Here is an 11574-nt window from a genome sequence, read left to right on the forward strand (position 1 = left end):
AGGCGGCGGTATGCCTGGGACGTCAGGGCCGCAGGAGGTGAGGCAGTTTCCCTGGCGGCCGATCTGCGCGCCAAGTTCGGCAATGCGCAGCTACACGTTGGCGGAGACGTCGAGGTCGGTCGTAAGGTCGGCGACGTGGCCGCATGCCAGGACCAAAGCTGGCCATCGCCGCCGATCTGCGATACACGATCGCGAGGGCGTCGCTCCGCTCGTGAACGATGGTGGGCGGCGCGCCGTCGTTGATAATCCGGCAGGACAGGCAGCTGGAGTGCGAGAGCTTGCGGGAGACCGGGGTCCGGTTGATGCGGGGGGTGACCTGAACGCGGGCGCCGGTCTCATGCATCCGACCGCCTAGGGCCTCCGCGATTGCGGATGCCCTTTTTCGGACCATGACCGGTGGAGGGCTGGGCACGCAACGGCCCCACGACAGCTGACCCCAACGCTCTTGATCAACTTCATGAATCAGGCCCGACACCCCGAAGAGGGGAGCCGGGCTCTCTGATACACACAAGATTCTGAGAGCGCCCACCCAGGTCTGCGCTACGGGTAAAGAATCCTGCCATGCCAAGCAAATCCCGAGCGCGATCCACGGATGGCGCAAAGCTCCGACTGACCTCCCCCCTCCGTGACAAGCTCAAAGCCGTCGTGTTCGACGCGAACGCCTACGGCTTCGCGCGACCCGATTTTGACCAACTTGAGCGATTGGCTCAGCGGCTGGCCGGCATAGGCGTCGAGACCTGGGTGCCCGAGACCGTCGCGTGGGAGTGGGCTGAGCACCTGGTCATCGACTGGCAGGTACTTAAGAACGCCGCGTCCACCGAACGTCGGCGACTCCAGGAGGCTGGTCTCAACGTGCCCCCGACTGGCTACACCGACCGAAACGAGGTGATCGAGGCCGCACTCGCCAACCTCGCCAAGATTCCCAACGTGAAGATCATCGAGCTCACAGGCCGAGGCGCCATCGAGGGGTTGAAGGACCAGGTCCTCCTGCGTCCCCCGGCCAAGCTCAAGGGAGGAAAGGGAAGCACACCCGACGCCGGCAGGGGAGACAACGACTCCCGGGGTGTTAAGACGGGGGCGAGCGACAGTGCTTGGATCCGCGACGTTCTGGACCTGGCCGATTCAGACGAGATCTTGATCGTTTCTGCCGATCGTGACGTCCTGGCCGCCTTCAGGGCCTGGAACAAGCCGGTGCCGAAGACGCGAAGCCTTGTCGACCTCAAGCCCACGCTCTTCGACTTCACGGTGGACGATGGCCACGCGCGCTCCGCCATCATCCGCTACCTCCGTGAACAGCTGCCGACGCAGCTCGACAGCGACGTGATCGACATCGGTCGCATAGAGGGGCTCGAACGGGCCTACATGCACACACGGGACGGCGACGGCACCAGCGTGAGCAGCTACGGTGCGAGCGTGACGCACCTGCTGGCACTGGCCGGGATCGATGACGTCATGATCGAGAGGATCGAGCCCACCGCGTTGGTCTCGACCGGCCGCGGAAACCCTCAAGTCGATCCCGGTACGGCCAGACAGGAGACCGTCTACGCGACGGTGGAGTTCCTGGCCGCGGGGGAGACCACCGTGCAGTCATTGCTGCACGGTGGCGACCCTGAGGTGGAGGTCATCTCGATCCCCAACGTCCTGGTGAGCTCGCACCTCACGTTTCAGTTCTCCGACGGAGTCATCACCTCCATGGCGGCCGACTCCGAGGCCATTGCGGCAATCCTTGAGGATGCCTACGACGACCCCGCTGAAGTAGAAGCGGCACTCGTCGACGCGCTGAACATGGTGCCGGGGATCGCATTGGATCATGGCCCCTTGCTGGATCAGGAGATCAGCATCCCAGGCACGGATGCACACGTCGGACTGGTCACGACCCGGAGGGATGTAGACGGCCGGTGGGAGGGGAAGATCATCCTCTGGGTCGGTGGCGACGAAGCGCAGGAGCAAGCAGAGTCCGTAGGAGCGGAGTACTCGTACGAACCGTCGTCCCGGTGGAACGGCGCGGACGACTTCCGAGTGCCGGGCTCCTACCCTGTATCTGTCTGGGGAAATGGCGTCTACGACGACCACGGCCTCTGGTCGCTGCCCGCCTGGCTGATCGAACGCATCGAGTGGCCGCTGTTCTCCGCTGTCGCCACGCAGTCCACAGAAGCGACGGACGGCGAGTTCGCCGACGACTGACGCGCCCCGCGGCTCAGAGCTGCCTCCAGAAGGTCCCGGTCTCTCCTGGGCGAACCTCGACGTGGCCAGCCCAGGTGAGACTCGCATTTCTGGAGCACGTCGGTGCGACCAGCTTCAAAGCTGGTCGGAGGACGAGCCGAGAGGGCGGCGAGGTCACTCCCGCGAGGATTCCTGCAGAGTTCGCCGGGCGACATGGGTCCGTACAGGGGCTGGCGCTCCACACCTCATCAAGCGGGCCGGGCTGCGCTGCTGAGGACCGGCCCGGATGCCCCGACCGCGCCTCCGGCGGGATGGCCACCGACGCAGTTGAGCTGGCGCGATGCGGCTCATCAGGGGTGAGCACCTGAACTGAGAGCGGCTGTTCTGCAAGGATCAACGACCATGAGACTCAGACCCGGATACACACTGGACATCGCAGAGAAGGACCTTTCAGCCGCCCTAGTGAAGTGGGAGAACCTCTACAGCGATCAGAATCAGCTGTGGACGCGATACTTCCAGACGGTCACCGATACACACCGTCAGCTCTCGCAGTGCCTGATGGATCCAGACCTCGGGGCCGGTCTCTTCGAGGGAAACTACTGGAATCTGGCCACTGTCGCAGGCGCCTCTCCAACACTCCACGGCACTCTGGTCCGTGAGGTTCAACAGCAGATATTCGCAATCAAGCAGGCCCAAGAGTCGCTGAAAGAACTTCGGCTGTACGCGGAGCGGCCGGGTGTCGCCATCGTGTACGACACCAATGCGCTCAACCACTGGCCCCGGCCGGACGAGGTGAAGTGGTCCGAGGAGCTGCGCGCGGCAGGGCTTGACCAAAAGCACGCTCGCCTCGTCATACCTCTCGTGGTGATCGACGAACTCGATCTGCAGAAGAGCGGTTCGAACGCCCTGAGCGAGAAGGCCACCAAGGCCATCCGGTTCCTGGAGAAGGAACTCGACGGTGTCGAGCCCGGCGGCACAAGGCAGGTGCGGCAGGACGCGAGCCTGGAGGTCCGGCTTGATCCACGAGGGCACCGCCGCGGCGACCCGGACATGGAAATCTTGCTGTGCGCCGCCGAACTTGACGGACTGGGCGTGCAGACGCGAGTGCTGAGTAATGACTTCGGCCTGCATCTGCGCGCCAGGAACATGGGCCTGGTACCGATGAGACTGTCCACGGCGCAGCGCCGGAAGGCGCCCCCCAGCCCCTGACCTTGGCAGTCAGAGGCAACCCACCCCTCGACATGACAGGTACGGGTCGTAGTCACAAGGAAACTCCAGCTCCGCCGTCGGGAGCGCAAAGAGTAGATCAATGGGTAGGTCTCGATTCCTTAGGATCGCTCCTGGAGAAGTCATTGATCACTCAACTACCTCTCCGTTCCGCCAGGAACTGGTGCAGAAACTGCTCCAGCCCCACCGCTGGTCTGCCGGGCCGCCATGGCCCGGTCCAGGGCATACTCCTGGGCGAGCGTCGGGATCCGTCTGGGGCGCGCGAAGTGGATGCCGAGCAGGAAACCGCGGGCGGGGTGGGTGCAGGGCTACTGCGGCCGCGCCGGGTCGCTCACAGCAGCATGGGCGGCAGAACCGCAACCGGGCCTTCTTGGCGCCGGGCTCAGTCCCATGTCGCGCAGCTGTCGGCGGGTGGCCAGGCCCTCAGGGATCGCGTTCTGGCCGAACTCCTCAAGGGACGCGGCGCTGCGGTACCCGGGTCGCCTCGTGGCCCCTTCGACGGGGCCGGGCCATCATCGGCTCCAGGAGTCGGGGGAGCCGACCGGGGCGCTGGGGGTAGGGCGGCGGCAAAGCGGACGTGGGCGTCCGATCCGGCGGCACGGGCGAGGCGTGAACACGGCATGTCCTCCACCAAGGGGTGATGGCGGACAGCGCTGCGCCCCGCCGTCGAAGAAGCCGTCGGCGGGGCGCGGAGGGGTGTGGATGGGTGGCCGATCGGCCTGCCGGGTTCTCACTCTGCGGAGACGGGCGAGGGTCAGACGGTGCAAGTGGGGAAGCGGTGGATGGTCAGGTGAAGCAGGTGAACTGGCTCGTGACGTCGGTCCCGTTGTCGTCCAGGACTGCGATGTCCCAGGCCTTTCCGGCGTCGCCCAGCGAGTTCGCCGTGGGTCCCTCCAGCACGCTGACCTCGCGGCGCAGAAGCCGCCGTTTCACAACGGCACCGGCATCGGTGATGTAGCGGAGCGTGAAGGTCGGATTGATGTCCCGCAGGTCCATGGCATTCCTAGAAGGGATGGGCAGGGTGCGTGCGATGGCCGGTCGGCCTGTCCGGTCCTCGCATACCGCGGGAGGGTAGGCGAGGGCCAGGCGGAGCGACCGGGGGTCAGCCGTTAGGGAAGCGGATCACTGTCGGCGGGGTGTCGTCGCCGTGCAGGGTAGGTGCGGGCAGCGTGGCGTGGAGGTGGAGTTCGGGGCGGAACTCCGGGCCGAACACCGGAGCGGCCGGGGCCGCCTGGTGGTTGTGGATGACGGGGCGGAAGGACAGGCCGCGCAGGGCGAGGGTGCTGGCGAGTGCCCAGATGATGGCGGCGAGCGCAGCGGCCAGGATGCGGTCGCCGGCCAGGGAGGCGGACCACACGGTCCAGATGGACGCCAGTCCCCACAGGGTCCACAGGATGCGGGCACCGGTGATGCGCAGGAACCCCGCCGATCAAGGCGATCAGGCAGTGGCCTGCCACAGGTGTAGGCGGTGGCGCCGGACAGGACGGGCAGGTGTGCGGCCTGGGCGTCGAGGAAGGTCCGGATCGGGGTGGTGAGGGTGGGCCAGATGCCGCTGGTGTCGTGCTCCAGGTTCATCTGGGGGCGGGGCACGCTGCTGGTGACGGCGTCGCCGATGGCCCTTGGTCCCAGGCCCGGTTCCACCAGGCTGCTCCGGCGGCGTCCAGCCGCAGGCGCGCGTTGCTCTTCAGGAACGGCCTTGAGGTGGGGAGTTCGGGGGTGTTGTTCGGCCCGGTCTGCATGGCCAGGTCTCCTTCATGACGGGGGTGCTGGGGCCGGGCGGACTGCCCCGCTCTCGTCGTGCCGACGCCGTGGGGGTGGGGACGAGAGCCGGGCGAGGCGATCGGCTCCAGCGGTGGGTGATGCGGCAGGGAAGGCCCCGGGCGGTCTGCTCGGTGTGCTGCACGTGGTGGGTGACCGGGCCGGTGTAGTGGTTCTCGGTGCGGGTGACGGTCGCGCGGGCGTGCTGAAGAGCGCTGCCGATCGTGGTGGCCAGGGCGGCGAGCGCTGCGAGCGGCAGGGTGACCATCAGCACGCTGGTGAGGGTGACGGCGGCCAGTCCCTGCAGGACCAGCCAGGCGCCGCAGCCGACGCCGGTGATCCCGGCGCCGATCCCGATGGAGCCGACTGCGGTGCCGGCCGCCCAGGCCGGGACAACCCGGGTCTCGGGCTGGAGCACCGGCGGCGTAGGCCCGAACGTCGGGAGCGGAGTGTCGTCCCGGAATGACGTCGAGGCCGCGCCGGACGACCGTGGCTGGTCGTGGAACTCGGCGCGCAGGATGCGTTCGGCCTCGGCAGCGGCCTCCGGGTCGGACATCGGTCGGCCGGGAGTGGGGCAGTAGTCCATGGTGTTGTCCGATCGGGGATGGGCGTGCCCGGCCGTGCAGTACGCGGCCGGGCACGCAGGGGGTGGGGGAGTGAGGCTGAGTCAGGGAACGAGGATCTTGATGGCTTCGAGGGCCTGGCGGGCGGAGGTGACCTCGGCCCGGCGATTGCCGCCGGGCTTGCCACGTTCGTGCTTCCGGGCGCCACGCCGGCGGGGCTCGGCGCCGCCGTCATCTCCGTCGTCGGGGACAGGGTGGAACTCGCCCGGCCGCTCGGGCTCGTTCCAGTCGAACCACAGGCCGCGCTTGTCCAGCTCGCTGATCTCGTGGTCGGTGAGCCGGACAACCTCGTCGGGGAAGATCTGCGCGAGGTCGGTGTCGAAGTCGGCGTACAGGCTGCGCATGAGGACGGCGCGGCCGTTGTCCAGGACGATGACCGCGACGCCGCCGGTGGAGACGCCGTTCTCCGGGTCGGCCTCGCCGCGCATGGCCCGCTCGATCACCGAGCCCTCCTGCTGGGAGTAGCGGGTCGGAATCGACGGCACGTCGTGGGGGTTCTCCATTGCGCCCTCGACGGCCTTGCGGGTGGAGGCCGGGTTGCCCATGTTGAAGACCACCGCCCTGCTGTTCTGGCGGAGGTTGGCCTTCATGCCGGAGGAGAACCCGTCGTGCGCGAACGGGGACTGCCCGGCCGGGAAGAATCCGATGCCGTACTTCAGACCGGTGACGGTGAGGTCGTCGGCTTCGGTCTGGATGAACTCGCCGTACTCTTCGTCCTGGGACGCGGTCATGAACTCGTCCGCGAACACCGCCAGCTGTGCGTAGGGGCAGCGCGGGTCCCCGGGCTTGAAGTCATGCGGCTGGCCGTCGTGCGACCAGGGCATCTCCGCCCGGATCTCACACAGCGCCCTGGCCGCGCGCAGGGAGCGGGCCATCCACAGTGCGTTGGAGCCTTGCCGGTCGATGTACCGGCCCAGCACGGAGGTCTTCTCGTCCTTGCGGACTGTGGACAGCCACGACACGCCGCCTCCCAGCGACTGCGCGGCCATCGCCACGGCGAAGAACTGGGTCTTGCCCGAGCGCGAGACGCCGAGGATCAGGCCGTGGCAGGGGGCGTTCTTGTCGTGCTGGTAGATCATGTTCTTCACCGGCTGGCCGGTGGTGGTGTACCCGCACACGTACATGCCCTTGGCGTCGGGCGTGAGGAGCTCGCGGCTCGCGGGGAATGTCTGGCTGAGTGGCGGGGTGTCGAAGACGCTGATCAGGAACTCCGAGCCGTCGACGAGGACGAAGACACAGGAGTCGTCGGCGGGGAGACCCAGGCCCCGGCACACCTTGGCCAGGTCGATCCGCGGTACCTCGGTCTCATCGGTCATCCGCGCCCTGTAGAAGGACACGCCCCGTACCTCGTCGCGGGTACGGGTCACGAGCTCGGAGCCCGGGGCACCGCCCTTGGCCCCGGCGACCTTGTCGGCCCACCGCTCCTTCAGGGTCGGGGCCTTGGTCCGGCGGGCGGTGGCGTCGGGCGTGATGTGGGCCTGCAGCCAGCCCGGACCGCCCTGCCGTCCGTCCCTCTGCTGCTCCACCGGCGCCAGGGCGACCTCGTCCTCGAAGACAGCGAACGCGGCGGCGACGTCGGCGGGGGAGAGGGACTTGATCGGGCGCCCGGGGTCCTTGGAGCGCAGCAGGATCGTCAGATCCTTCGCCGTGTCCGGGTGCGGGATCGCCTTGACCAGCAGCGTGCCACCGGGCAGGCCGGCCCGCTCCCACACCTGCCGCGCGCTGCGGGTGTAGAGCGAGGCACCGTCCTCCGGGTGCAGCGGCGCCGTCTCCGGCTCGGCCGGGGCGGGCAAGGCCGCCGCCGTGGGTGCGGCGGCCGGGAGGACGGGGACCGGGGCGGACAGAGCGGGACGGTGGCCGCGCCGTCCGGTACGCGAGAGCGGGGCGAGCGTGCCGCAGAGCAGCGCCCATCCGGCCGCGAGCAGGACGTCGGTCTGCCAGGGGCCGTATCCCGGCGTCCACACCGCCGCCAGGTCGGCCCCGGCGGCCAGGGCCAGGGGCATGGACCGCAGGATCCGCTGCCCGGAGCCGGGCAGGCGGCTGATGCTGGCGTGGAGGGCGTTCGCGGTTCCGGCGGCGCCCGCCAGGAGCAGGACGATGTTGGCCGGGCCGTCGGGGGTCAGGTTCGGGGCGAGGGCCACGGCGGGGGCGGCCAGGGCGTAGGCGAGGCGTTCGAGCGCCACACTGCGCGGCAGGACCATCGGGGATTCTCTCCTGGGGAACAGGTCAGGGGCCGGACCGCGGTGGCGGTCCGGCCCCTGACACGGGCGAGGTGGGGGAGTGGCGGGGGGTGCTACTCGGCGAAGAAGCCGGCCTTGGGGGTCTTCTCCCGGCGGCCCGAGCGGATCTCGTCGAGCTGGCCGTAGAGGCGGGCGTGCGAGTCCTGGACCACGCGGGACTGGGCCGCGCCCGCAACCGCGTCCTCGGCCAGGCGCTGGATGTGGACGGCCGCGCCGCCCAGCGCCGTGGAGACCGCTACGGTCAGCTCCACGAACCGCGGGTCCAGGTCGGCGGTCTCGATGGTCTGGGCGGTGTCCGCGGCCTTCTTCGCGTTGGTCTTCATCCGGCGCAGCAGAACCTCAAGGTCGACGGCCTTGTCGTCCAGGGCCTTCGACAGCTTCGTCAGCTTGGCCTGGACTTCCTTGTAGCCGTTGTCGTCGCTCTTGATTTCGGTGGTGCTCATCGGGACGGTTCTCCTCTCGATGTGAGGTGGGGTCAGTTGTGGTGGGCGGCGGCTGAGGCGTGGGCCAGGCCCGCGTCCCGCTTGGCGTCCATGTCCTGGCCGTAGACGCGGGCGACACCGGCGGCGGCCTGCACGGCGGCCTCGGCGGCGTCCGCGCACTCCTGGGCACAGCGCACGGCCTGGGCCGTCATCGTGTTCAGCGCCTCGGACAGCTCGCTGATCTGCGAGGTGATCCGCTTGTCGACGTTGTGGTCGTCGGCCAGGTCGTCGGCGATCTCCTGGAGCGCCTTGGCCGTGGCCAGCAGGCGGCCGATCATGTCGTCGGCCGTCTCCTTGTCGCTGAGAGCGGTCAGGGCGATGTTGGTCATCTCCACCAGGTACTGGTCGAGAGTGATGTCCGTCTGGTGCTTCGCGGCCAGCTGCGAGCCGGCCGAGGCAGGGGTGTTGCCCATCGACGGGGCCTCCTTGGGGGTGGTGTCAGGTGGTAGGGGCTGAGCAGAGTTCCCCGCCTCGGAATCCATTCCCGGCCGGGCGGTCTGGCCAGAGCCGGAGGGCTCGCCCTTCCCGGCCGGCTCGCTCTCCTTGCCGTACTCGGCGTCCGGTGCCGGGGTGCCGCCGCCCGAAGGGGCCTTCCTGGGAGTGGTGTCAGGTGATGTGGACTGCGCCGGGATCCCCGCCCCGGGCCCGGGCCCCGCTGGGGTGCTGTTGCTGTCCCAGACAGGCGTCGAGGGCTCGGCCGGACGGGTGTGCCCGGGGACGAGGAACCCCAGGAGCTGGCCGTCGGTGAGGCCCGCCAGAGGGTCGGCCTTGCCGACGGGCGCCTCGCCGGAGCCGGGGGGCTTGCCCTTCCCGACCGGTTCGCTCTCCACGGCCGGTTTGCCGTCCCTGGCGGCCGGCGTAGCCGGGTTGAGGGGCTCGTCAGTCGCCGCGGCGGTGGGTCGGTCATCGATGACGTCGGCGTCAACGATGTCGTCGCCGGACTTCGCGCGAAGCGGCGGGCGGGCACGCTCGCCCTCCGGCTCCATCCACAGCGGAGCCCGCGTTCCCTCCTCGACGGGGGGCCTTTTCTTGGTGAGGCGGTCCTTGACGCGCTCTCCGAACGACCGCTTTCCCGGCGCCGGTTCGGTGCCGTCGCCCGTCCTCTCGGAGCCGTCAGACGGCTTCTCCTCGACGATCTGAGCCTCTTCCGGCTCCGTGTCCGCAGACGCGCCTGCCGACGGCTCTGAGGGGCATTCAGGCCCCTTGACGGCGGTCGTGGCCTCCTCGGGCCCGGCAGGCTTCCCGGTCTTGCCGCCGTCGCTGCCGGACTCCTTCTCCTGCTTCTCCTCCTTCTTCTCGGCGGCCTTGGCCGTGCCGGGCTCGCCCGGCTCCTTCTTCTCGGCCTTGTTCCTCTCCGGCCCGCCGGTCTCCGTCGTCGTCTTGTCGTCGGAACCCTTGGCGGCCTTGGCCTCGTCGGCTTCCGCGCTGCCGGACCCGTCCTTGCCGTCTGCCGTCGTGCCGCCCTCGGAGTCGGACCCCGGCTTCCCGGTCCCGGTCTCGTCCTTGACCTTCTCGGACCCGGTCTCTTCCTTCTCCGTGCCGGACTTGCCCTCACCGGCCTTGGCCTTGGCGGCCCGGGCGTCCTCGGCGGCCTTGCGGCGCTTGTCGAACCGCCGCTGCGCCTCGTCCCCCACCGCCGCGCCCAGTGTCGTGCGCCCGGTCTCGGCCGTCTTCCTCTTCTCGCGCCGGGCCTTGCGCTCCTGGCGCCGGGCCGTGCGGGAGGCGCCGCGCTCGGCCCGGTCCTTCTTCTCCTGCTCCTGCCGAACCTCGCGGTCCGCCCATTCCTTGTCCCGGGCCCGCTGCTTCTCGGCGCGTGACTGGTCGCGGTCCTTGGTGCGGTCCTGCAGGCCGGCGGCGTGCTCGGCCGCCCGCCTCGTCTCGCGGGCCTTGCCCCGCTCGGCGTGCCGGTCGGCGCGGGCCGACTGCTGGGCCGCCAACCGCTCCTGACGCGGCGAAGCACTGCCGGAGCCCCTGCCGCCGTCCCGGCCAGCGGCACCGCCCCGGCCGCTTCCGCCCGGGGACTGGTCCTTGGCGCGCTGCCGTTCCTGGCGGAGCTGGTCCTTGTGGCGGCGCTTACCCTCGTTCGCCGCCGCCGCGGCCTGCCGTTCACGGCCCTTGTCGTCCGCCCGTGCCGCGGACGGCGAGCGGGCGGCGGAGGACCGGGCGTCCTTGCGGCCACCCTTGTCCGCGCCGGATCCCGCGCCGCCCCGCCCACCGCCAGCCCCGGAGGCGTTCGGGCTGCCTCCGGGGCGACCGCCGCCCGGGCCACCGCGCGAGCCGCCGGACCCGCCCCGGCCACCGCCGGAGGCGGAGGTGCCAGAGCCGGACCTCATCGCGGCCGCGTCGCCCTTCCCCTGGGCGGCCTTCTTGTCGGCCGCCGCCTGGATACCGGCCTGGCGCAGTTTGTTGTGCGCCTCCAGCAAAGCGATTTCACGGTCGCTTTCCGATTTCAGGCGGGCGACTTTCGCTTCGATGAGGGCCTCGCGGTAGGGGCCTTCCGCCTCCAGGCCGGCATGGCCGCGGGCGATCCGGTATTCGAGCCAGTCACCGACCCTTTCCGTAAAGGTCCGGCTCGGCTCGCACTCGAATTCACCGCCACCCTCTTCTTCACTGTCGGAATACTCCGGATCCGGGGAATATGCCGGAGCGGATTCGGTGCGCAGAACACTTTCCGGGGAAATGGGCTCCCGAATGGGCGGCAGTTCGATGGTCCGCTCCATCGGGGTTTCCGCCGGGGTCTCGCTGGGCGGGGGAATGAGGCGGTCGATATCGGCGAGCGGTACGGGCCGGTCGGTGACATCGCCTCCCGGGGGGAAGGGGATGAGCCGGCCGGGGCCGTCGCCGGGGCCGTTCGAAGTGCTGGACACCGGGTGGGGCTCCTTCCTTGACAGGGTCGAAGTGCCTCGCGTATACGCGTGTGCGCGTCTGGGCGTGCGGGCGTGTGGGCGCCTGGGCGTTGGGAGCACGCCGGAGGGGGCCGGCCGTGGCGGCCGGCCCCCCCCCGGACGGAGGCGGGGGGCGGGTCAGATGGGGGGTGGTTGACCAAATTAGCGCGCGGGGGGGGGCCCCCCCCCACCACCA

8 protein-coding genes are annotated in these 11574 nt (G+C 69.7%); 2 read left to right on the plus strand and 6 right to left on the minus strand.

The genetic code is table 11. The features are described from left to right. Positions 1–561: 561 nt before the first annotated feature. Together ABT129_RS31660 and ABT129_RS31665 are read left to right on the plus strand one after the other, a co-directional pair. Positions 562–2184 (plus strand): hypothetical protein, encoded by a 1623-nt coding sequence (locus ABT129_RS31660; RefSeq protein ID WP_351908470.1) that lies wholly within the window; start codon positions 562–564, stop codon positions 2182–2184. Positions 2185–2565: 381 nt separating this feature from the next. After that, complete coding sequence (locus ABT129_RS31665; RefSeq protein ID WP_351908472.1) at positions 2566–3372, plus strand: PIN domain-containing protein; 807 nt, start codon at positions 2566–2568, stop codon at positions 3370–3372. An 804-nt stretch (positions 3373–4176) separates the two neighbouring features. Here the strand turns inward: ABT129_RS31665 and ABT129_RS31670 are convergent. The 6 genes from ABT129_RS31670 to ABT129_RS31695 form a co-directional block, all read right to left on the minus strand. Next, complete coding sequence (locus ABT129_RS31670; RefSeq protein WP_351908474.1) at positions 4177–4386, minus strand: hypothetical protein; 210 nt, start codon at positions 4384–4386, stop codon at positions 4177–4179. 106 nt (positions 4387–4492) lie between these two features. After that, on the minus strand, positions 4493–4747 hold the full coding sequence (locus ABT129_RS31675; protein ID WP_351908476.1) for a hypothetical protein: 255 nt from the start codon (positions 4745–4747) through the stop codon (positions 4493–4495). A 327-nt stretch (positions 4748–5074) separates the two neighbouring features. Continuing rightward, positions 5075–5704, minus strand: a complete 630-nt coding sequence (locus ABT129_RS31680) for a hypothetical protein (protein WP_351908478.1) — start codon at positions 5702–5704, stop codon at positions 5075–5077. Positions 5705–5815: 111 nt separating this feature from the next. After that, positions 5816–7972, minus strand: coding sequence for a chromosome segregation protein ParM (locus tag ABT129_RS31685; RefSeq protein ID WP_351908480.1), 2157 nt, complete (start codon positions 7970–7972; stop codon positions 5816–5818). A 92-nt stretch (positions 7973–8064) separates the two neighbouring features. Then, positions 8065–8454, minus strand: coding sequence for a conjugal transfer protein TraB (locus ABT129_RS31690; protein ID WP_351908482.1), 390 nt, complete (start codon positions 8452–8454; stop codon positions 8065–8067). A gap of 32 nt (positions 8455–8486) precedes the next feature. Continuing rightward, positions 8487–11360, minus strand: a complete 2874-nt coding sequence (locus ABT129_RS31695; protein WP_351908484.1) for a hypothetical protein — start codon at positions 11358–11360, stop codon at positions 8487–8489. Positions 11361–11574: the final 214 nt, after the last annotated feature.

Origin of the sequence: Streptomyces sp. NPDC002057, from assembly GCF_040296665.1 — a bacterium.
Taxonomy (GTDB): Bacteria; Actinomycetota; Actinomycetes; order Streptomycetales; family Streptomycetaceae; genus Streptomyces.